The organism is Pseudomonas sp. DSP3-2-3 (assembly GCF_049898225.1).
Lineage (GTDB): Bacteria > Pseudomonadota > Gammaproteobacteria > Pseudomonadales > Pseudomonadaceae > Aquipseudomonas.
On the sequence record NZ_JAFCXH010000038.1, the window covers coordinates 1 to 22,009 of the forward strand.

Consider the following 22,009-nt stretch of genomic DNA (forward strand, 5'->3'; position numbering starts at 1 on the left):
CAGGGAGTTACGTTTGGTCGTATGCTTTTTCATGGACTCGCCCTCGCTGTCGTTGGCTTCTTAAGAATGCCACCGTGGCGCTACAGACGCCTCGGCTTGGGCGAGTCCATCCAATTACAGTAATTGCGCGCGTCTCTTAACCGGTATAACTAATCCGCCCATCCACCAAGGTGTATCGCACCGCACTCGGCAGGCAATGGCCGAGGAACGGGCAGTTTTCGCCTTTGGACAACCACTTCTCGCCCGCGACCGTGGATGCTGCCGGATCGAACAGCACGATATCCGCTGCCGATCCCGTACTCAGTTGCCCGGCAGGCAGTCGCAATGCCGCCGCCGGGCCAGTGCTCAGACGCGCTATCAGCGTCGGCAGATCCAGCAAGCCGTCTTCCACCAGCGTCATCGCCAATGGCAGCAGCAACTCGACGCTGCTGATGCCCGGTTCAGTTGCCGCGAAGGGTGCCAGCTTGGCATCCCGTTCGTGCGGCTGGTGATGGCTGGAAATCGCCTGAATCACCCCGGACTTAACCGCCTCACGCAAGCCATCGCGATCCGCCCGGCTGCGCAGCGGCGGTTGCACGTGATACAGACTGGAGAAATCGATCAAGGCTTCGTCGGTCAGAATCAGCTGATACAGCGCCACATCCGCCGTGACCTTCAAGCCACGCGCCTGGGCCTGGGCGATCAACGCCGCACCACGAGCGCTGGTCAGCTGGCTGAAATGCGCGCGTACGCCGCTTTGCTCGACCAGCAACAAGTCGCGGGCCAGCGCTACGGTTTCAGCGGTTTCCGGAATACCGGCCAGGCCAAGGAAGCTGGCGGTCGGGCCTTCGTGGGCCAGGCCGCCTTCGGCCAGATCGCGGTCCTGCGAGTTGAAAATCACTGTCAGATCGAACGTCGCTGCATATTCCAGCGCACGGCACAGCGTGCGCGTGTTGCGGAAACTCTCCAGACCGTTGCCGAACGCCACGCAGCCCACGTCGCGCAAGGCAACCAGTTCCGCCAGTTGCTCGCCTTCCAGGCCTTTGCTCAGGGCGCCAATCGGGAACACCTTGGCGTGTCCGGCTTCGCGGGCGCGGTCGAGGATCAGTTCGGCCACCGCCGAGGTATCCAGAATCGGTTTGGTGCGTGGCGGGCAGCACAGGCTGGTCACGCCGCCCGCCGCTGCAGCGCGGGTTTCGCTGGCAATCGTCCCTTTGCGGCTATAACCCGGCTCGCGCAGGGCAACGTTGAGGTCTACCAGACCCGGGGCGGCGATCAGGCCGGTAGCATCGATGGTTTGTACCGGTTCGAAACCGGCCGGTGCCGCGCCAATGGCGAGCACCTTGCAGGCTTCGATATGCAGGTCGGTGACTTGATCCAGACCGCTGGTTGGGTCGATGACGCGAGCGCCGAGAATACTGAGCTTCACTGGGCGTTCTCCTGCTCGAATTGGCGTTGCGCGGTCTGGCCGCTCATGGCCATGGACAATACGGCCATGCGCACGGCGATGCCGTAGGTGACCTGGTTGAGAATCACCGAATGCGCCCCGTCGGCGACGGCTGATTCGATCTCTACGCCACGATTGATCGGGCCCGGGTGCATGACGATGGCGTCAGGCTTGGCGCCAGCCAGTCGTGCGGTGGTCAGGCCGAACAGGCGATAGAACTCGCCTTCGCTGGGCAACAAGCCGCCGGTCATGCGTTCGCGTTGCAGGCGCAGCATGATCACCACGTCGACGTCTTTCAGGCCTGCATCAAGGTCGGTGTAAACCTTGACGCCATATTGCTCGATCCCAATGGGCAGCAAGGTTTTCGGGCCAATGACGCGGATGTCCGGGCAACCGAGCGCTTTGAGGGCGATCATGTTCGAGCGCGCCACGCGCGAATGCAGGATATCGCCGACGATGGCCACCGAGAGGTTCTCGAAACCGCCTTTGTGGCGGCGAATGGTCAGCATGTCCAGCATGCCCTGCGTCGGGTGCGCGTGACGGCCGTCGCCACCGTTGATGATCGCCACTTCCGGCGACACATGCTCGGCAATGAAGTGCGCGGCGCCGGAGTCGCCGTGGCGCACGACGAACATGTCGGCGGCCATGGCTTCAAGGTTGCGCAATGTATCGAACAGCGTCTCGCCCTTGCTGGTGGACGAGGTGGAAACATTCAGGGTGATGACGTCGGCCGACAAGCGCTGGGCCGCCAGTTCGAACGTAGTGCGGGTGCGCGTGGAGTTCTCGAAGAACACGTTGCACACGGTCTTGCCGCGTAATAGCGGGACTTTTTTCACCGCTCGCGCGCCGACTTCCAGAAAGGAGTCCGCCGTGTCGAGGATTTCGGTGAGCAACTCGCGGGGCAAGCCGTCGAGAGAGAGGAAGTGGCGCAGCTGGCCCTGATGGTTGAGCTGCAGCGGGCGCTTGGCGTGGAGAGGCGTCATCGCAAAGGACTCTTGAAAAAGGGCGGCTAAAGGGCGGCGGCGGTGGAAAGGTTTTGCATTTCGAGGCCCAGGGGCTCGGGGCCGGTCAGCTTCACGCGTTCGTGGTCGGCCAGCGACACGGTTGCGCCGACCACATTCGGCCGAATCGGCAACTCGCCAGCATCCAGATCCAGCAGGCAAACCAGCGTCACGCTGGCCGGGCGACCGTAATCGAACAGTTCGTTGAGGGCGGCGCGAATGGTGCGGCCGCTCATCAATACGTCGTCGATCAGCACCAGATGCTGGCCTTCGATTTCGAACGGCAGGTCTGAAGGGCGCACTTGCGGGTGCAGGCCGTTCTGGCTGAAGTCGTCGCGGTAGAACGACACGTCCAGCGTGCCCAGCGCCGCTTCGCTGCCCAGCGCCTTGAGCAGCGCTTGCGCGACCCAGACGCCGCCGGTGCGGATGCCGATAAAACGCGGATCGGCAATCCCGCGCTTGTGCAGATGAGCGTTCAGATCAGCGGCCATATGGCTGATCAGTTCGGCTGGGTTGGGCAGGTTCATGAAAGTGCTCCTTGAAGGGCCCGAGTTTCATGCGCGCGGCGCTGCTCAGGCTGAAACGGGAATTTCGGGTGTCGCGGTGCCGCACATGAAGACGTTGTACAGCCTGAACATGTCAGACATTGAACAGTTCGGAATTGGCATCGAGCCAGCCTTGCAGCAGCAGCGCAGCGGCGATGGCATCCACCGGATTGTCCTTGTAGCTGCCGCGTTGTCCGCCGCGACTCATGCGCTCGCCCTTGGCTTCAAAGGTGGTCAGGCGTTCGTCGTGGGTATAAACCGGCAGGTTGAAGCGGCCGTTGATGCGGCGTGAGAACTTTTCCGCCTTGGCGCTCATCTCGCTGGGCGTGCCGTCCATGTTCAGCGGCAGGCCAACGACGATTGCATCCGGCTTCCATTCCTTGATCAACGCTTCGATCTGGCTCCAGTCCGGCACGCCTTGCACGGCCTTGAGCGTACACAGCTCGCGGGCCTGGCCGGTAATCACCTGGCCCACGGCAACGCCGATCTGTTTGGTGCCGTAATCAAATCCCAGTAGAAGACGCAATGCGGCCATCAGGCGTGGCCCGCCTGACTGGTCAGCAGGCTGAGGTTGACGCCCAGGCGTTTGGCAGCGGCATTGAGGCGCTGCTCGCTGTCCATCTCGAACAGGATGGCCGGATCGAAAGGGCAGGTCAGCCAGGCATTGTCGGCGACCTCGGCTTCCAGCTGCCCGGCTTCCCAGCCGGCGTAGCCAAGGGTGATCAAATTTTGATCAGGTCCGTAGCCGTCGGCGATGGAAAACAGCACATCTTGCGAAGTGGAAAGCGAAACGCCGCCCAGCTCGACGGTGGCCTGAAAAATCGGTCCGCTGGGGTGCAGGACGAAACCTCGATCAGTCTGGACCGGACCGCCGGTATGAATGGCGATGTCCGCGCAGCGCTTGGGTGCCGGGACGTCGGGACGCAGCTGTTCGAGAATATCCGCCAGCGTGAGGCTTTGCGGACGATTGATCACCAGACCCATGGCGCCATTGGCGTTGTGCTCGACGATGTAGGTCAGCGTCTGCGCAAAGTTCGGGTCCGCCATGTGCGGCATGGCGATCAGGAATTGATGCTTGAGATAACTGGCGGATACGTTTTTCATGAGCCCTAGTGTGGCGCTGCGCGGCAGGCATGACAACTGGCAGTTATGGCCGTGCCGCTGTTGGCTATATACAGGTCAGTTACTGGAAAGCTTGTCGCCCCTGGCGAATTTCCAGGTGCGAATGATCTCAAGTCGATCAATGTCGGCAAGATCGCCGGTGAACGGCGCAAATGGCGCCGCGAGTCGCACGATGCGCTGTGCCGCCTGATCCAGCAAAGGCTGCCCGGAAGACTCCAGCACCAATACTTCGTACAGCGAACCATCCCGATTAATCGAGACCATCAGGCGCAAATTGCCATAAATCTGCTGGCGTCGGGCTTCCTCGGGGTAATTGAGGTTGCCGACCCGCTCGACTTTCTTGCGCCAGTCGTCTTTGTACCAGGCACCTTTGTCGCGCATGGTCGACGCGGCACTCAGGCGGTGAATCTTCGGCCGTTTGGCGTACAGCTGTTGTTCGTTGGACAGTTCGGCTTCCAGGCTGGCGATCTCGCTGCTCAGCTCGGCGCTGTCGAATGTCGGGGCTTTCTTGGGTGCAGGATCAGGTTTGACCTCTTCGCGCTTGGCCACGGTCTTCTGCGGCGTTGGCGCCTTGGTGGCAACCACGGTTTTCTGCGCTTCCTGCTTGACCACGGGCTTGCTGGCCGGTGGCGGCGTCACTTTGTTGATCTTGGTGTCCTGAAACGGCGCGATTTCCGTGGTTTTTGGAATCGCAGCCTTGTCCAGGGTGCCGCTGCCTTGCTGGTCGTCCTGGGCGAGAAAGTCCGCCTGTTTCGGCCTGGTTTCGCTTTTGAAGGTGGCGAGGGTGATTTCCAGGGTGTGGCTGATCTGCTCGGGTTTGACGTAGGTGAAGCCCACGCCAAGAATCACCGCGAGGTGGATCAACGCCGCAATCATCAGGGTAAACCCCAGACGATCAGCGGGTCGCACGCCAGCTCGGGAGAGTTCGTAAGGGAGGTCGTTGTCGGCCAGGGATGTCATCAGCGGTTCAGCGTCTCTTGAGGTATTGCTGTGCAGACTGTGTGAAAACTACTGCGCTCGGCAATACTGCGTTAAAAACAGGCGGAAAATGCTCATTTAGAACACCTGGAGTCGATCGCGACCCCGGCCGTTTTCCGCCTGTTTTTGCCTTGTCTTGCCTTCGCTCGTGACGTTTTCACACAGTCTGTGTGGAACCGGCTTCAGCCGGGAAAGCGGTATCGCGATCAATGTGCAGGTAGCGGATTGGCTTTGGCTGGAAAGACAGCTTATCGCACCCTGCAATTGCAGCGTACGCAGTGGCCTCTTCCCGGCTAAAGCCGGTCCCCCGGTCATTCACCTTGTCTTCAGTTTCTTCTCGATAACATCCATCAGCATCCCGCCAATGTCGGTGCCGAAGGCGTTGTCGATTTCGCGGATGCAGGTTGGGCTGGTGACGTTGATTTCGGTCAGATGCTCGCCGATGACGTCCAGACCGACGAAGATCAGGCCTTTTTTACGCAAGGTCGGGCCGATCTGTTCAGCGATCCAGCGATCTTTTTCGGTCAGCGGACGCGCTTCGCCACGGCCGCCTGCCGCCAGGTTGCCACGGGTTTCGCCCGCTGCCGGGATGCGCGCCAGGCAATACGGCACCGGTTCGCCGTCGACCATGAGGATGCGTTTGTCGCCGTCCTTGATCGCCGGCAAGTAGCCTTGGGCCATGATTTGCTGCGTGCCGTGGGCGGTCAGGGTTTCGAGGATCACCGACAGGTTCGGATCGCCCGCGCGATGGCGGAAGATCGACGCGCCGCCCATGCCGTCCAGCGGCTTGAGGATCACGTCGCCATGCTGCTCGGCAAAACCGCGCAGGATGTCCGCGCGACGGCTGACCAGAGTCGGCGGGGTCAGGGTCGGGAACAGCGTGGCGAAGAGTTTTTCGTTGCAGTCACGCAGGCTTTGCGGCTTGTTGACGATCAGCACGCCAGCCGTTTCCGCTTGTTCCAGCAAATACGTGGCGTAGACGAATTCCATGTCGAACGGCGGATCCTTGCGCATCAGGATCACGTCCAGCTCGTCCAGACCGATATCTTCTTCGGCGTCCAGCTCGAACCATTTGGCCGGATCGGCGAACACTTTCAGCGGCTTGACCCGTGCGCGAGCCTGACCGGCGTTCTGATACAGATCCTGCTGTTCCATATAGAACAGCGACCAACCCCGCGCCTGAGCGGCAAGCAGCATGGCCAGTGAGCTGTCCTTTTTATAGGAGATACGCTCAATGGGGTCCATGACAATCCCTAGGCGAACGCTCATGGGCAAATATCCTCTGGTCGGTAACGGCCGCGACGGCCTTGAAATAGGCGTCAGGGTGGCGCTCCGCATGCTCCGGGTCAAGAGGCAGGCACGCGGCGGCAGGCTTTATGGATTGAGGGTGAGGAGTGTGCTAAAAAGGCTCGGCGCTTGGACTTGTCAATTGGCCATTGGCCCTTGTATATCAGTCGATCAGCACCCCAGTGCCGGAAAGGACGCGAAAAATATTCGCCGCGGCGAGGGAAGAGCAGATATGGAACAGCATCCAGCAGCATTGAAAGTCATGGTCATTGATGATTCGAAGACCATTCGCCGCACCGCCGAGACGCTGTTGAAGAACGTCGGTTGTGAGGTCATCACCGCAATCGATGGCTTCGACGCGTTGGCCAAGATCGCTGATAACCATCCACGCATCATTTTTGTCGACATCATGATGCCGCGCCTGGATGGCTACCAGACCTGTGCCCTGATCAAGAATAACCGCGCGTTCAAGTCGACGCCGGTGATCATGCTTTCGTCCAAGGACGGTCTGTTCGACAAGGCGAAAGGTCGAATCGTGGGCTCGGACCAGTTTTTGACCAAGCCGTTTAGCAAGGAAGAACTGCTCAATGCGATCAAGGCGCATGTGCCGGGGTTCGTTGCGGTAGAACAACAGATATCGTGATGCCCGCCCCTATGGTCGCGGGCATCCATCCTTATGGGGAACACCATGGCTCGAATCCTGATCGTCGATGACTCGCCGACCGAAATGTACAAACTGACCGGCATGCTGGAAAAGCATGGCCATGAAGTCCTCAAGGCTGAAAACGGCGCGGACGGCGTGGCGCTTGCCCGTCAGGAAAAACCCGATGCGGTGTTGATGGACATTGTCATGCCCGGTCTCAATGGCTTCCAGGCCACGCGCCAGCTGACCAAGGATGCCGACACCAGCATGATCCCGGTGATCATGATTACCACCAAGGACCAGGAAACCGACAAGGTCTGGGGCAAGCGTCAAGGCGCGCGCGACTATCTGACCAAGCCGGTGGATGAAGAAACCCTGATGAAAACCCTGAACGCGGTACTGGCCGGCTGATTGCCGGTTCGTCATGGCTGAGTCGCAAACTGCTTTCCAGTTGCTGTTCGATATCGACCAGCGCTGCCGTTCGCTTGCCGCCGATTTGCCTTCCCAGGAAGCCCGGCAGCAGGAATGGAGCGGCATCGGCTTTCGCATGGGCGGCCGCTGCTACGTAGCGCCCATGGGCGAAATCGGCGAAATCCTGCATGAGCCGCGTTACGCGGTGTTGCCTGGTGTGAAGCCTTGGGTGCGCGGTATCGCCAATCTGCGCGGACGGCTGCTGCCGATCATGGATCTGTGCAGTTTTTTTGGTCACGACTTGTCGCACGTGCGCAAACAGCGTCGGGTATTGGTGGTGGAGCATCAGGACGTGTTCGCCGGTTTGATCGTCGACGAGGTGCTTGGCCTGCAGCATTTCAGCCAGCTGAGCCTGATGCCGCCGCAGACGGGTGAGCTCGATAGCGTCATCGCGCCGTACATTCGCGGCCAGTTCCTGCGCGAGCAAGCCTGGCTGGTTTTCAGCCCCTGGGCGCTGGCGCAATCTCCAGGGTTCATGGACGTGGCTTTATAGGGCATCCCGGCAGGCCGGTAATCCTGGCGTCTTGTTGTGCGGATGAACCATCGCAGTTGGTCCAGGCGGGGGCCTGATTAATGAGTAAGACAGGCAGATCATTACAAGGCGCGCGTAGTCGTTCGCAGATCATTGTGTTGTTCGTCGCGCTGATCATTTCCATCATGTTGCTGTTCGTCAATTTCGCCTACCTCAACACCCAGTCGAATTACGATAAGCAGTACATCGGGCATGCTGGCGAGCTGCGCGTGCTGTCCCAGCGGATCGCCAAAAACGCCACTGAAGCCGCCGCCGGTAAAGCGGCCGCGTTCAAGTTGCTGACCGACGCGCGCAACGATTTCGACCTGCGCTGGGGTTTTCTCAGAAAGGGCGACAAAGCCACCGGCCTGCCGCCCGCGCCTCACGAAGTGCGCGAGGAGCTGCAAGCGGTGCAAAACGACTGGGAGACCCTGCGCAAGAGCACGGACGTGATCCTCGCCAGCGAGCAGACCGTGCTGTCGTTGCATCAGGTGGCCGCGACCCTGGCTGAAACCATCCCGCAATTGCAGATCGAGTACGACAAAGTCGTCGAAATCCTCCTGCAAAGTCGCGCTCCGGCCAGCCAGATTGCGCTGGCCCAGCGTCAATCACTGCTGGCCGAGCGGATTCTGGGTTCGGTCAACAAGGTCCTGTCCGGCGATGACACGGCGGTGCAGGCAGCCGACTCGTTTGGTCGTGATGCCAGCCAGTTTGGCCGGGTGCTGAGCGGCATGCTCGAAGGCAATGCGACGCTGAAGATCACCCAGGTCGAAGACCGTGACGCCCGGACACGCCTGGCGGAGATCTCGGAGCTGTTCGAGTTCGTCTCAGGTTCGGTGGATGAGATTCTCGAAACGTCCCCTGAGTTGTTCCAGGTTCGCGAGTCGTCCGGCAAGATTTTCAGCACCTCGCAAACCCTGCTGGATGAATCATCGGTGCTGGCCAACAGCCTTGAGCACCTGGCCAACGAGCGCTCGGCTAACACCATCGGTGGTTACGTGCTCGGTCTGCTGGCCTTGACCTCGATTATCCTGATCGGCCTGGTGATGGTCCGCGAAACCAACCGTCAACTGCGGGAAACCGCCGAGAAGAACGAGCGTAACCAGGCTGCGATCATGCGCTTGCTCGATGAGATCGAGAATCTGGCCGATGGTGATCTGACCGTTGCGGCCACAGTGACCGAAGATTTCACCGGGGCCATCGCCGACTCCATCAACTATTCCGTCGACCAGCTGCGCGAGCTGGTCGCGACGATCAACCTGACGGCCGAGCAGGTCTTCGGTGCGGTCAAGGACACCCAGACCACCGCGACCCAGCTGGCCGCCGCTTCCGAGCATCAGGCGTTGCAGATCGCGGCGGCGTCCAACGCGATCAATGACATGGCGGTTTCCATCGACCAGGTTTCGGCCAACGCGCTGGAATCTTCATCGGTGGCCGAGCGCTCGGTGACCATCGCCAACAAAGGTAACGAAGTGGTGCACAACACCATTTACGGCATGGACACCATTCGCGAGCAGATTCAGGACACGTCCAAGCGTATCAAGCGTCTGGGCGAGTCATCCCAGGAAATCGGCGATATTGTCAGCCTGATCGACGACATTGCCGATCAGACCAATATTCTCGCCCTGAACGCTGCGATCCAGGCTTCCATGGCCGGTGACGCCGGCCGTGGTTTCGCCGTGGTTGCCGATGAAGTGCAGCGTCTGGCCGAGCGTTCGTCCTCGGCCACCAAGCAAATCGAAACCCTGGTGCGCGCGATTCAGAACGACACCAACGAAGCGGTCATTTCCATGGAGCAGACCACCACCGAAGTGGTGCGTGGCGCACGGCTGGCGCAGGATGCCGGGGTTGCCCTGGAGGAAATCGAAGGCGTGTCGAAAATTCTCGCCGCGTTGATCGAAAGCATCACCAAGGCTGCGCAGCAACAGGCCGTCCTCGGGCAACAGCTGTCGCAGACCATGACCGTGATCCAGCAAACCACGTCGCAAACCACTTCGGGTACGGCGGCCACGGCACGCAGCATGGGCAATCTGGCGAAAATGGCCAGCGAGATGCGTCGCTCGGTATCCGGGTTCACCTTGCCGTCCTCGAAAGACCGCGGCTAAATAAACGAACGACGTTGCTATGAGCAATGGTTGAGGGGATTGGAGTCGTCATGGCTGATCGGCACGACTATGTGGCGCTGGAGTGGGTAAAGGGCGAAATTGCCGAAACACTCAAGCAGGCCCGCCAGGCCCTGGAACTGTTTGTCGCCGACCCGGCGCAAACGGAGGCGATGGACGCTTGTCTGGATGGCGTGCATCAGGTTCACGGCAGCCTGCAGATGATCGAGTTCTACGGCGCGGCCCTGCTCGCCGAAGAAATCGAACAGCTGGCGCTGGCCTTGCAGCAGGATCGCGTCGCCCAGCGGGCCGAAGCCGTGCAACTGCTGACCCAGGCGTTGACGCAGTTGCCGGTTTATCTGGACCGCATTCATTCCGCGCGCCGCGATCTGCCGCTGGTGGTCCTGCCCTTGCTCAACGATCTGCGCAGCGCCCGTGGCGAAAGCCTGCTGTCGGAAACCAGCCTGTTCGCCCCGCAACTGGTCAGCGTGCCGCCGCTGAGCGCGCAAGCCCTGGCGCAACGCGACACCGCCGAACTGCCGGGCCTGCTGCGCAAATTGCGCCAGACCTTGCAAACCGCGTTGGTCGGCCTGCTGCGTGAGCAGGATGTGCAGGTGCAGCTCGGCTACATGGGCAAGGTCTTCGCCCGTCTCGAACTGTTGTGCAACGAAGCGCCGTTGGGCCCGCTGTGGCAGATTGCTTCGGCGTTGGTGGAAACCATGGTCAATGGCAACTTCACCAACAGCCCGGCCCTGCGCAGCCTGCTCAAGGACGCCGACAAAGAACTCAAGCGTCTGCTGGATCAAGGCATCGAAGCCATCAATCAGCCGGCGCCGGACGAACTGCTGAAAAGCCTGCTGTTTTATATCGCCAAGTCCGACAGCCAGGCGCCGCGCATGCTCGACCTCAAAGACCAGTACGGCCTGGATCAGGCCTTGCCCGACACGTCGCTGGCCGATCAGCAAAGCGCCAACATCGGCGGGCCGGATCGGGACGCCATGCGCTCGGTGATCATGGCGCTGTGCGAAGAGCTGGTGCGGGTCAAGGAGCGGCTGGATGTCTTCGTGCGCGGCGACCGCCTGCACGTCAGCGAACTCAATGGACTGCTGCCGCCGTTGCGTCAGGTGGCCGATACGTTGGCGGTATTGGGTTTCGGGCAACCGCGCAAGGTCATCATCGATCAGTTGAGTGTCGTGCAAGGCCTGGCTCAAGGCCAACGCGAGCCCAGCGATGCGGCGTTGATGGATGTAGCCGGTGCGCTGTTGTATGTGGAAGCCACGCTGGCGGGCATGATCGGCACCGTGGAACAGGCCCGTCGTGAAGACAGCCGTTTGCCCACCACCGACCTGACGCAGATTCATCAACTGGTGATTCGCGAAGCCCGGGTCGGTTTGCAGCAGGCCAAGGACGTGATCATCGATTACATCGACGGCGAATGGGATCGACAGCGACTCGAACCCTTGTCCGCGCTGTTGGTGCAGGTACGTGGCGCGCTGGCGATGATCCCGCTGGCGCGTGCCGCCAGTCTGTTGGCGGCGTGCAACGACTACATTCTGGAGCACTTGCTGGTCGACGAGAATCGACCCGCATGGACCCAGCTCGACAGCCTGGCCGACACCCTGACCGGCATCGAGTATTACCTGGAGCGCATGGGCGAAGACCCCGAAGCGCCGGGCGAGCAGGTGCTTGATATGGCGCAGGAAAGCCTCGCGCTGCTGGGCTATTCACCCACGCCCGATGCCATGGAAGTGCCGCTGCTGGATGAAGTCATCAGCCAGGACGAAATCCTTGAGCTGCAAGCGCGGCAGGCACTGGTCAGCCCGACACAAACCATCGCCGACGTACTGGCCAGTCCGGTTTCCGCAGTCAATCCGCCTGCGCGCAATATGCCCGCCAGCTTGTTGCCGCCGCCCGCTGACGAAGAGGGCGTCGACGACGAACTGCTGGAAGTCTTCCTCGAAGAAACCGAAGAAGTGCTGGCGGCGCTGCAGGAATACCTGCCGCGCTGGTTCGCCTCACTTGATAACGGCAACGCAAATGGCGACCCCGGCAACGCCAGCGCGCTGACCGAAATACGCCGCGCGTTCCACACCCTCAAGGGCAGCGGGCGCATGGTGCGGGCGTTGATTCTCGGCGAGCTGGCGTGGTCGGTGGAAAACCTGCTCAACCGGATTCTGGAAAGCAACGTCAAACCCGATGAGCACGTGCAGCAACTGCTGACTGAAGTTCTGGCGCTACTGCCGCAGGTGATTCGCGACTTTGCCGGCAATGCCCAACGCCAGCGGGACGATGTCGATCTGTTGGCCGCGCGCGCCCATGCATTGGCCAAGGGCAAAGGGCCGCTGAGCTTCGAAGTCGACGCTGCTGAAACAGACAATGAAGCGCTCGATCCGCAACTGCTGGAGATTTTCCGTCAGGAAGCCCGCAGCCATCTGGATAACCTGCAACGCTTTCTCGATAACGCCGCCGATGATCCATCGCCGCCGATCACCGATGAGTTGCTGCGCGCCCTGCACACGCTCAAAGGCAGCGCCTCCATGGCCGGCGTAGTGCCGATTGCCGAGCTGGCCAGCCCGCTTGACCAGCTGGCCCGGGAATTCAAGGCCAATCTCATCGCGCTGGGCCAGGCGGAACTCGATCTGCTGCGCAGCGCCGAGCCGTTGTTCCACCATGGCCTGGAGCAGTTGGGCAGCGACCCACTCAAGCCGATTCCGGGCGCTGCAAGTCTGATCGAAGCAGCGCACGCTTTGCTTGATGAGCGCCTCGCCGCAGCGCTCAGCGCGTCCAACAACGGTTTGCGGATCAAACACAATCCGCAGTTGATCGCCACATTCCTCGCCGAAGGCATGGACATCCTGCTGGATGCGGAAAGCCTGTTGCAGCGCTGGCGTGCTCACCCTGGCGAGCGACAGGAACTCAGTGCCTTGCTCGACGAATTGACCACCCTCGGTCACGGCGCGCACCTGGCCGATCTGCCGCAAGTCGATGAACTGTGCGAAGCCTTGCTCGACCTGTACGGCGCTGTAGAAGAAAGCAGCCTGGCGGTCAGCGAACTGTTTTTCGACGAAGCCGAACACGCTCACGAAGCCTTGATCAACATGCTCGATCAAGTCGCCGCCGGACAGGAAGTGGAGGCGCGGCCCGAGCGTGTGCTGGCCTTGCGCAAGCTGCTTGATCAGGCGCTTGATCCCGGCGCTATGGGCTTGATCAAAAGTCATGACGGCGGCGCGTCGAGCATCACCGATCTGCACGCTGCCACCGAACAACTGAACACCGAACTACCCATCGAGGAAGTCAGCGATGCTCGCTATGACTTCTCCAGCCTGGACGAGGAAATCGTCGAGATCTTCCTCGAAGAAGCGGTGGATATTCTCGACAGTTCAGGGCAAGCCCTGCAACGCTGGCTCGACGACCCGGAAAACGCCCAGCCGTTGTCGTCCCTGCAACGGGATCTGCACACCCTGAAAGGCGGTGCGCGGATGGCGGCAATCAGCACCGTCGGCGACCTGGCTCACGAGCTGGAAGCTTTGTACGAAGGTCTGATCGACCGCCGCTACAGTTATTCCCCGGAAATGGCCGAGCTGTTGGTCAGCAGCCACGACCAGTTGGCGTTGATGCTCGAACAACTGCAAAAACACCAACCGCTGGCTGACCCGGCTGCATTGATCGACGCAATCAGCGTCCTGCGTCTGGGCCATGTCCCGGCATTGACCGGCGAGCCGGAAGCCCCGGAAGTCAAGGTTCCGCAGACGGCTTCAGTCGCACCTGTTGAAGAGCGCGATCCCGAGCTGCTGGAAATTTTCCTCGAAGAAGGTTTCGACATCAGCGAAAGCTCTGCCGCTTCGCTGGCGCGCTGGCAGGCCGACCCCAACAACATGCTCGAAGTGGAAAACCTGCTGCGCGATCTGCACACCCTCAAAGGTGGCGCGCGCATGGTGGAAATCGCCCCCATCGGCGATCTGGCCCATGAAATGGAATCGTTGTACGAAGGGCTGTCCGCCGGGCAACTGCGCGCTGACCCGTTGATCATGAGCCTGCTGCAAAGCGGTCACGATTTGCTGGCCGACATGCTCGATGCGGTGCGCGCCGACAAACCTTTGCCCAGCGCAGCGCTGCTGATCGACAGCATTCGCAAGCACGCCAATCCCGACACGTCGCCTGAACCGTTGCCCGATGCCGCGCAGGCGCAGCCGGAAATATTCGTCACGCCGCTGCCGGCTCCCGGCGCTGAAACCGACACCGAGCGTGCGGCGCCGGAAATGGTCAAGGTCGCCGCCGAGGAGTTGGAAAATCTGGTGAATCTGGCGGGGGAAACCTCGATCTTTCGCGGGCGCATCGAACAACAGGTCACCGACGCTCAAGCTGCGCTGGTGGAAATGGCGACGACCATCGAACGGATGCGCGACCAGTTGCGCCGTCTGGATGTCGAAACCCAGGGCAGCCTGCTCAGCCGCGAACAAGTGCAAGCCGAGCGCCTGGGTTATGAAGATTTCGACCCGCTGGAAATGGACCGCCATTCGCAACTGCAACAACTGTCGCGGGCGTTGTTCGAGTCCGCATCGGACTTGATGGACCTCAAGGAAACCCTCGACGCCCGTGGCAACGACGCACAAACGTTGCTGCTGCAACAAGCGCGGGTCAACACCGATTTGCAGGAAGGGCTGATGCGTACGCGCATGGTCCCGTTCGAACGGTTGATGCCACGGCTCAAACGCATCGTTCGCCAGGTCTCCGGCGAGCTGCACAAAAAAGTCCGCTTCGACGTGGGTGATGCAGAAGGCGAGATGGACCGCAGCGTGCTCGAACGCATGGTCGCGCCTCTGGAACACATGCTGCGCAATGCCATCGACCATGGCCTGGAAAGTACCGAAAGGCGGCTGGCCGACGGCAAGCCGGAGTACGGCACGATCAGCCTGAGCCTGAACCATGAAGGCGGCGATATCGTCATCCAGATGCATGACGATGGCGCCGGCATCGACCTGGACGCCGTGCGGCGCAAGGCGCGCAAACGCGGCATGATCGCCGCTGACGCGCAGCCTGGCGACTACGAAACCTTGCAGTTCATCCTCCAGCCGGGGTTTTCCACGGCCGAGACCATCACCCAGATTTCCGGACGCGGCGTCGGCATGGATGTGGTTCACGCCGAGGTCAGGCAACTGGGCGGCACCATGGCGATTCAGTCGACCTCCGGACAAGGCACCCAATTCAGCATTCGCCTGCCATTCTCGGTGTCGGTCAACCGCGCGCTGATGGTGCAATGCGGCGAAGAGCAATACGCGGTGCCGCTCAATACCGTCGAAGGCATCGTGCGGGTCATGCCCGGTGAGCTGGAAGCGTGTTACCAGTCGATCCCGCCGCGCTATCAATACGGCGAGCGTGTTTACGAACTGCGTTATCTGGGCGAACTGCTCAACTACGGCCAGCCGCCCAAACTCATCGGCCAGACTCAGCCGCTGCCGGTGCTGCTGGTTCATGTGCATGACCAGTGGGTTGCGGTGCAGGTCGATGCGTTGGCCGGCTCGCGGGAAATCGTCGTGAAAAGCCTCGGCCCGCAATTCGCAGGCGTGCAGGGGATTTCCGGCGCGACCATTCTTGGCGACGGGAGTGTGGTGCTGATTCTCGATTTGCTGGCGCATATCCGCGCCTTGCATGGCCGTTTGCAGTCCCGGCGCAATTCCGGCCTGAGCATCCCGGCCTATAGCGAAATCGAACCCGCCCGACGTTTGCTGGTGATGGTGGTGGATGACTCGGTCACCGTGCGCAAGGTCACCAGCCGGCTGCTGGAACGTAACGGCATGACCGTGCTGACCGCCAAGGACGGCGTCGACGCCATGGCGCTGCTCAAGGAACACACGCCGGACATCATGCTGCTGGACATCGAAATGCCGCGCATGGATGGCTTTGAAGTGGCGATCAATATCCGCAACGACGAGCGACTCAAGGACCTGCCGATCATCATGATCACTTCACGCTCCGGGCAGAAGCACCGCGACCGGGCCATGGCCAGTGGCGTCAACGACTACCTGAGCAAGCCTTATCAGGAATCGGTGCTGCTCGACAGCATCGCCCACTGGAGCCAGATCAATGCCTAGCGCCGCCGCCAATTCCAGCCATCTGGCAACCCTGACCGGCCTGATCCTGCCCTTGAGCGACCGCAACCTGGTCCTGCCCAACGTCGCCGTGGCCGAGTTGATCGACTATCAGGACAGCTCCGCCGACCTCGATGCACCGGAATGGTATCTGGGGCCGATCAGTTGGCGTCAGCGCACATTGCCGTTGCTCAGTTTCGAAGCCGCCTGCGGAGGCCGCACCCGCGTCGGCGGCCGCGCGCGCATCGTCGTGCTCAACGCCTTGGGCGATCACGACGACCTCAAATTCATTGCCCTACTGATCCAGGGCATTCCCCGCTCCTGCAAACTCGACAGCCAACTCAGCTACGTCGACGTGCCTTTGGCCGAACTGGAACTGGCCGCCGTGCAAGTCGGCGAAACCCTGGCGCGGATTCCCGATCTGGTGGGACTGGAACAGTGGGTGGTGAGGGCGGGGTTGGTTTAGCCCGCTACTTCGGGTCGCCATGCCCGTTTTCTGCCAGCCGGAATGCGGCTGCCATCTCGCTCTGTGCGTGCTGTCCCAACCCAATCGCACCCGCCACATTGCGCCATTGCGAAACGACCTCTCGGCAGTCATCAATGATTTCGTCTGCCTGGGCCAGCGATAGTCGGAAATACCTGCAGACCGAACGGGCTAGATCCAGATCCAGTGCATTGTCATGCTCGCTGACGTTGAGTTTCAGCCCCGTTCCGTAACTCACGGGGTTCATGTCATAGGCGTCGGACAACTTCCAGCCTTTGCCCGGTACCAATAGAAAACCATGGTTGCGCAGGTGATCGTCTGTATTGGAAATCAACATATTGAAAACGATCCGAGTCCAGAGCTCTTTCAGGTCGGCATTTGGCTGGGCACCTTGGCTCATCAGGGTCTCGGCGATCTCAAGATAGCTGACGCCGGTTGAGGCATCATCGCCGTCGGTGTGTCCGGTCAGCGTCATGGCCGACGCAAAGTGAATACGTTTGCCTGCGGGTGTCCGGTCGAAACGTTTGATGAGGAACGTATGCTCACGACTGGCATAGCGCCCATGCTGCGCCTCAGGAACACGAATGCCGCAGGCTTGAGCCAAGGCATGCACTACCGACTCCCATGCGCCAACGTCATAGTCATCCCTGGCACTGGGGAATTTTGCGATCCAGAACTGGCCATCTGGATCAACCACTGTGGCCTTGGGTCTGGCACCGCCCAATGAACCTCCTGGCGCGAGTAGCATGCGAAGCCAGTCATCCACCAGAGGCGCCGTATTGCTCTCATCCATCTCCAGCGCCCGGCTGGCCTGCTCAAGGGCTCTCAACATCACCAGCGGCGGCGCGGCTTGCCCATGGTTGTCATCAAGAAACGCCCCCGTGTCATCAACTCTCAGTCGCAATGCGCCTACCCGAAACAGATCGTGGACCCCGAGTAGAAAATCGGACTCGTACAGTCGGTCATTCGAGTCAGCCAATCCGCTACGCTTTTCCCGGTCCAGTCGTCGCTTCATAAGCAAGCGCCCCCAGCGATCCGGGCTCGAATCAGCAAAAAGCCCGAAAGTGTCCTGCCCCTGCTGAGGGTATTGCGGCCCTGAATATGGGCTCAGCGCCGGATCCAGCTGGATATTTCGCATCCAGGGTGCTGTTAGTGCTGATGGATCATATTCGAACTCGAATATTTCTCGCTGGTTGCTACGGCGCACATGCAGAATGCCAAGTCTTGTCGGAAGCTCCAATCCCTCCCAGTCTGCATATACCGCAATTTCCCGGTTCATCTATCCGTCTCGTCATCTGGTTTTTTGCTGCGTTTGACGATAAATCTCTGCAGCTCGTTTGCATGGGTGGTCGGGCCTGGCACAGCGCTTTTATCCCAAAACGGCTCAGCTTGCCGCAGGTCTGAAGCGGTCTCCATGTTTGGGGAAACAGTTGAATCTTTCATCGCAACCGCTCTGCGTGAATTTGATTTGGGCAACAAGTCAGCGTCCTGGAGTTGGCGACCGAGAACATCATCCGCTGCAACAAGGTCAAGATCCTTTTCAAGACCCAGGACCCGCATCACCGATAGATAGGCGCCAATGGTGACGCCCGCGCCGCCTTCCTCAACATTACGCAGGGTCATTGCTGACATGCCTGCACGCTCTGCGACCTGTTTGGCGGTCAATTTGCGACGCAGCCGCGCCGTCTTCAATCGGTCACCCAACTGGTGAAGGCGCGATTCGGAAGCTGGAAGGAGGGGGGCGGTCTTTCTGGCCATAGTGAAATAATTCCGTATATATAAAGCTTTAAATACTAGAATTCTTACACTTTATCAATGGTGGCGCGGGCTAGATTAATACGTTTGGTTGGCCGGATTGATATAAATATTTATTATTATTCATTCGCGCGCCGTGTGAACGCATTGCCTGAAACCCCGCATTCGCGGGCAAGCCTCGCCCCCACGAATCTGATTCGTGATGCTGGCGCGAGCCGAATGAGAGCCTTATTCGGCTCACCACATGAGCCGAATATGGCTATGATTCGGCTCATACCCACAGGACTTGTCGATGAGCGAATTACCTTATTGGATCTGGCAGCAACCCGACTGGCCGAATTTTCACTGGCAGGGAGATCGTCTGGCCGGGTTGTTACGCGCTTGTTCGCACGCGCAAGGCCAGCTGCTGGGCATGCTGGGTGCGGTGGGTGCTGATGCCAGCGCGCAGACGGAACTTGATGCGCTGCTGCAAAACATCATCACGTCGTCGGCAATCGAAGGTGAGCAGCTCAATGTAGGCTCGGTGCGATCATCGCTCGCCAAACGCCTCGGTCTTGAGGACGGTCAGAAGGTCAGCCCGCGTAGTGAAGGCCTGGCAGAACTCATGCTGGACGCTACGCAACAACACCAGACAATGCTCACGCTTGAACGGGTATTGCATTGGCATATGTTGCTGTTTCCGGCGCAGGAAACCCTTTTATCCCCGCGCATTCAAGTAGGCGCCGTGCGTGGTGATGAGCCGATGCAAGTGGTCTCCGGTCGTATTGATCGGCCGACAGTGCATTTCGAGGCGCCGCCGCGCAAGGGGCTCGAAGCCCAGCTGGACGCATTCTTCGACTGGTTCAATCGCAGTCAGTCGGATGCCAGTCTCGATCCCCTCTTGCGTGCTGGCCTGGCGCACTTCTGGTTCGTGACCCTTCACCCATTCGACGACGGCAACGGGCGGCTGACCCGAGTCATTACTGATCTGGCGTTGGCTCAGGCAGAAAGCCAGGCCATTCGGTTCTACGCTATGTCGGCCAGCATCCTGGCAGCTCGACCTGACTATTACCGCATTCTGGAAGTCAGCCAAAAGGCTGGACTGGACGTCACGCCCTGGCTTGAGTGGTTCTTCCAGACGTTGCTGGACTCGCTGCAACTGGCAACCCAACGGATCGATCGAGTCCTGGCCAAAGCGCGTTTCTGGCAGCAACATCGGGCCAAGGAGCTATCGCCGGAGCAGGTCAAAGTGCTCGATCGTCTGTTGGACGGCAGTCTGTTGAGTGATAAACCGGGTTTCGAAGGCGGGATCAGTGCCGCGCAGTATCAAGCAGTCGCCAAAGTCAGCAAGGCCACGGCGACCCGGCATCTTGCCGACTTGCTTGATAAAGGCTGCTTGCAGAAACTTCCAGGGGGAGGTCGAAGCACGCGCTATCAAGTCTGTCTGTAATCGACCACCTCACTGCCGCTATTTTCAGACACGCTCAAACACACCTCGGCAAACTGATCTCCACCATGAATCCACCTTCGGCCATGTTGTGGGCGGCGATGCGGCCTTTGTGCATTTCAATTGCACGCTGGGCGATGGCCAGGCCCAGGCCGAAGCCGTTGGTGGTGTCGTCGAGGCCGCGTTCGAAAGGTTGGAAGATGCTTTGCAGGCGGCCGGTTTCGACACCGGGGCCCTGGTCGATGATTTTCACGGTCAGTGCATTTTCCTGCGGGTCGACCTCGGCGGATATCAGCACTTCGGTGCCGTCTCGGGCATGACGCACAGCATTGCGGATGACGTTCTCGAACGCCCGATAAAGCAACTCGCCATTGACGTGGCTGACGAAGGGTTGCTGCGCTTCCAGCGACACCCGGCAGCGCTTGGCGTTTGCTTCGAACTGCGCGTCTTCAGTGATGGCGGCCAGCAGTTCGACGACGTCCAGCTGTTCGCGCTCGACGCTGTCCGGTCTGGCCTGCACGCGGGCGAGGGTCAGCAACTCCTCGATGAGCGTGTCGATACGTTCGGATTCGCGCTCGATGCGCCTCAGCATCTCGTGCCGCGCCGGGTCCTGATTGAGCAGGCCGATGGCGGCATGCATGCGCGTCAGGGGCGAGCGCAGTTCGTGGGAGATGTCGTGCAACAATTGTTGCTGGGATTCGACCAGCATTTTCAGCTGATTAGCCATCGTGTCGCAATCACTGGCCAGGTCGACGATTTCATCCCGGCGATTGCCCATCAACGGCTTGATACGCGTCTCGAACTGACCTTTGGCCAGGCAACTCATGGCGCGGCGCAGATGCTCCAGCGGACGCAGCAGATACCAGGTCAGCAACCAGCTGAACAGGGCACTCATCACGGTACCAATCAGTAACGGCGTGAAACCGAACGGCCGTTGTTGAAAGTCATTACTCACCGCTACCGAAGATCTCAGCAGCACGGCGTTGCCATCCTTGCTGATCAGGCGTTTTTCGAATTGCGCGTGGGAAACGTCGGTGCCAGCCAGCAGCGCGCCTCGGCTGTCATACAGCCCGACCTCTTGGCCGGGGTGCAATTGCCAGGTGCTGAGTAGCTGAGCGCTGGCGGTTTCGCCGAATTGCTCGATCATGCGCACCTCGCTGGCCAGCATCGCCCGCAGCTCAGGATCACCCGGTCCGAAACTGCTGAACATGAGGATGCCCAGCCCCACCAGAAACGTCAGGCTGGTTGCCATCCAGAACGCCAGGAACAACTTCCAGAACAGACGACCCGGCTTCATTCGGCAATCAACAGGTAACCCAGCCCGCGCACGCTTTGAATCCAGGCAAGGGAATCGTCCCGAGGTCCCAGCTTCTGGCGAATGCTGCTGATGTGCACGTCAATGCTGCGGTCATAGCGCTTGAGCGGTCGACCCAGGGCATTCAGGGACAGTTGCTGTTTGCTGACCACTTGCCCGGCGTGACGTGCGAGCTCTTCCAGCAGGCTGAATTCGGTGCTGGTCAGTTCCAGTTTTTCGCCGTGCCAGTGCGCCTGGCGCTTGCCCGGCCAGAGCATCAGCGCGCCGGTGCTGAGCACTTCGGGCAGGTTGCCGGCGCCACTGTTTGGCTGGACCCGGCGCATGATGGCGCGCAGACGGGCGACCAGTTCGCCGGGTGAACTGGGTTTGGGCACGTAATCGTCGGCACCCAGTTCCAGGCCGGAAATCCGGTCGATATTGTCGCCGCGCGCGGTCAGCAGCATCACCGGCACCTGGCTTTTGGCCCGAATGCGCCTGAGCACTTCAATACCGGAAATCCTCGGCAGCATGACGTCCAGCACCACGATGGCGTATTTGCCGGACAGCGCCTCGATTTCACCTTCTTCGCCGGTATGCACAGCCGTGGCGATAAAGCCCTCGCAGGCCATGTACTGGCTGAGCATGCCGGTCAATTCCTGATCGTCGTCGACGAGAAGTACGCAGGTCATGGCGGGCTCTTGAATGGTTTCAAAATAGTATCGGCGCGTGCTGGCCCGGTGTCATCTCGACGGGCAAATCTTTACCTAACTTCACACTCCGTTAACCGCACCGAACTTGCGACACTTTTATGCTGCACGCCCTCCAGCCCGGGCCGCTCGACTGCACCCGTGCTGTTTGTCGTTGTATTCCTGGAA

The 22,009-nt window shown here is 60.4% G+C and carries 18 protein-coding genes; 7 read left to right on the plus strand and 11 right to left on the minus strand.

Annotated elements, in window-relative coordinates:
* Positions 1 to 136 precede the first annotated feature (136 nt).
* The 7 genes from ACP7E4_RS27105 to gshB form a co-directional block, all read right to left on the minus strand.
* Positions 137 to 1,408, minus strand: coding sequence for a dihydroorotase (locus ACP7E4_RS27105; protein WP_426118979.1), 1,272 nt, complete (start codon positions 1,406 to 1,408; stop codon positions 137 to 139).
* Positions 1,405 to 2,409, minus strand: a complete 1,005-nt coding sequence (locus tag ACP7E4_RS27110) for an aspartate carbamoyltransferase catalytic subunit (protein ID WP_426118977.1) — start codon at positions 2,407 to 2,409, stop codon at positions 1,405 to 1,407. Before ACP7E4_RS27110 ends, ACP7E4_RS27105 begins: the two co-directional genes overlap by 4 nt.
* 26 nt (positions 2,410 to 2,435) lie before the next feature.
* Positions 2,436 to 2,954, minus strand: coding sequence for a bifunctional pyr operon transcriptional regulator/uracil phosphoribosyltransferase PyrR (pyrR, locus tag ACP7E4_RS27115; RefSeq protein WP_426118975.1), 519 nt, complete (start codon positions 2,952 to 2,954; stop codon positions 2,436 to 2,438).
* Positions 2,955 to 3,066: 112 nt separating this feature from the next.
* Positions 3,067 to 3,507: a Holliday junction resolvase RuvX gene (ruvX, locus tag ACP7E4_RS27120; protein WP_426118973.1), complete on the minus strand. Its 441-nt coding sequence runs from the start codon at positions 3,505 to 3,507 to the stop codon at positions 3,067 to 3,069.
* Positions 3,507 to 4,076 (minus strand): YqgE/AlgH family protein, encoded by a 570-nt coding sequence (locus ACP7E4_RS27125; RefSeq protein ID WP_426118971.1) that lies wholly within the window; start codon positions 4,074 to 4,076, stop codon positions 3,507 to 3,509. The genes ruvX and ACP7E4_RS27125 overlap by 1 nt, the downstream gene beginning before the upstream one ends.
* Before the next feature lie 75 nt (positions 4,077 to 4,151).
* Positions 4,152 to 5,054: a TonB family protein gene (locus tag ACP7E4_RS27130; RefSeq protein ID WP_426118969.1), complete on the minus strand. Its 903-nt coding sequence runs from the start codon at positions 5,052 to 5,054 to the stop codon at positions 4,152 to 4,154.
* A 333-nt stretch (positions 5,055 to 5,387) separates the two neighbouring features.
* Positions 5,388 to 6,341 carry a glutathione synthase gene (gene gshB / locus ACP7E4_RS27135; RefSeq protein WP_426118967.1) on the minus strand — a complete coding sequence of 318 codons (954 nt, stop codon included), beginning with the start codon at positions 6,339 to 6,341 and terminating at the stop codon, positions 5,388 to 5,390.
* A gap of 250 nt (positions 6,342 to 6,591) precedes the next feature.
* On the opposite strand from gshB, the gene pilG reads away from it, so the two are divergent.
* The 6 genes from pilG (at position 6,592) to ACP7E4_RS27165 (ending at position 16,641) form a co-directional block, all read left to right on the plus strand.
* Complete coding sequence (pilG, locus tag ACP7E4_RS27140) at positions 6,592 to 7,002, plus strand: twitching motility response regulator PilG (RefSeq protein WP_065831716.1); 411 nt, start codon at positions 6,592 to 6,594, stop codon at positions 7,000 to 7,002.
* 45 nt (positions 7,003 to 7,047) lie between these two features.
* Positions 7,048 to 7,413, plus strand: a complete 366-nt coding sequence (pilH, locus tag ACP7E4_RS27145; RefSeq protein ID WP_003316741.1) for a twitching motility response regulator PilH — start codon at positions 7,048 to 7,050, stop codon at positions 7,411 to 7,413.
* Between the two features lie 13 nt (positions 7,414 to 7,426).
* Positions 7,427 to 7,966, plus strand: coding sequence for a chemotaxis protein CheW (locus ACP7E4_RS27150; RefSeq protein WP_426118965.1), 540 nt, complete (start codon positions 7,427 to 7,429; stop codon positions 7,964 to 7,966).
* Positions 7,967 to 8,046: 80 nt separating this feature from the next.
* Complete coding sequence (locus ACP7E4_RS27155) at positions 8,047 to 10,089, plus strand: methyl-accepting chemotaxis protein (RefSeq protein WP_426118963.1); 2,043 nt, start codon at positions 8,047 to 8,049, stop codon at positions 10,087 to 10,089.
* 50 nt (positions 10,090 to 10,139) lie between these two features.
* The gene (locus tag ACP7E4_RS27160) at positions 10,140 to 16,178 is read left to right on the plus strand and encodes an Hpt domain-containing protein (RefSeq protein ID WP_426118961.1); all 6,039 of its coding nucleotides are present in this window, start codon (positions 10,140 to 10,142) and stop codon (positions 16,176 to 16,178) included.
* Positions 16,171 to 16,641 carry a chemotaxis protein CheW gene (locus ACP7E4_RS27165; protein ID WP_426118959.1) on the plus strand — a complete coding sequence of 157 codons (471 nt, stop codon included), beginning with the start codon at positions 16,171 to 16,173 and terminating at the stop codon, positions 16,639 to 16,641. Before ACP7E4_RS27160 ends, ACP7E4_RS27165 begins: the two co-directional genes overlap by 8 nt.
* Positions 16,642 to 16,645: 4 nt before the next feature.
* Here ACP7E4_RS27165 and ACP7E4_RS27170 read toward each other — a convergent pair whose 3' ends face one another.
* Together ACP7E4_RS27170 and ACP7E4_RS27175 are read right to left on the minus strand one after the other, a co-directional pair.
* Entirely contained in the window at positions 16,646 to 17,938 is a 1,293-nt protein-coding gene (locus ACP7E4_RS27170) for a type II toxin-antitoxin system HipA family toxin (RefSeq protein WP_426118957.1), read from the minus strand.
* Positions 17,935 to 18,417: a helix-turn-helix domain-containing protein gene (locus tag ACP7E4_RS27175; protein ID WP_426118955.1), complete on the minus strand. Its 483-nt coding sequence runs from the start codon at positions 18,415 to 18,417 to the stop codon at positions 17,935 to 17,937. Before ACP7E4_RS27175 ends, ACP7E4_RS27170 begins: the two co-directional genes overlap by 4 nt.
* 289 nt (positions 18,418 to 18,706) lie before the next feature.
* On the opposite strand from ACP7E4_RS27175, the gene ACP7E4_RS27180 reads away from it, so the two are divergent.
* The gene (locus ACP7E4_RS27180) at positions 18,707 to 19,843 is read left to right on the plus strand and encodes a Fic family protein (RefSeq protein WP_426118953.1); all 1,137 of its coding nucleotides are present in this window, start codon (positions 18,707 to 18,709) and stop codon (positions 19,841 to 19,843) included.
* Between the two features lie 34 nt (positions 19,844 to 19,877).
* Here the strand turns inward: ACP7E4_RS27180 and ACP7E4_RS27185 are convergent, their stop codons facing one another.
* The gene (locus tag ACP7E4_RS27185) at positions 19,878 to 21,137 is read right to left on the minus strand and encodes an ATP-binding protein (RefSeq protein ID WP_426118951.1); all 1,260 of its coding nucleotides are present in this window, start codon (positions 21,135 to 21,137) and stop codon (positions 19,878 to 19,880) included.
* On the minus strand, positions 21,134 to 21,823 hold the full coding sequence (locus ACP7E4_RS27190) for a response regulator (RefSeq protein WP_426118950.1): 690 nt from the start codon (positions 21,821 to 21,823) through the stop codon (positions 21,134 to 21,136). The genes ACP7E4_RS27185 and ACP7E4_RS27190 overlap by 4 nt, the downstream gene beginning before the upstream one ends.
* Positions 21,824 to 22,009 lie beyond the last annotated feature (186 nt).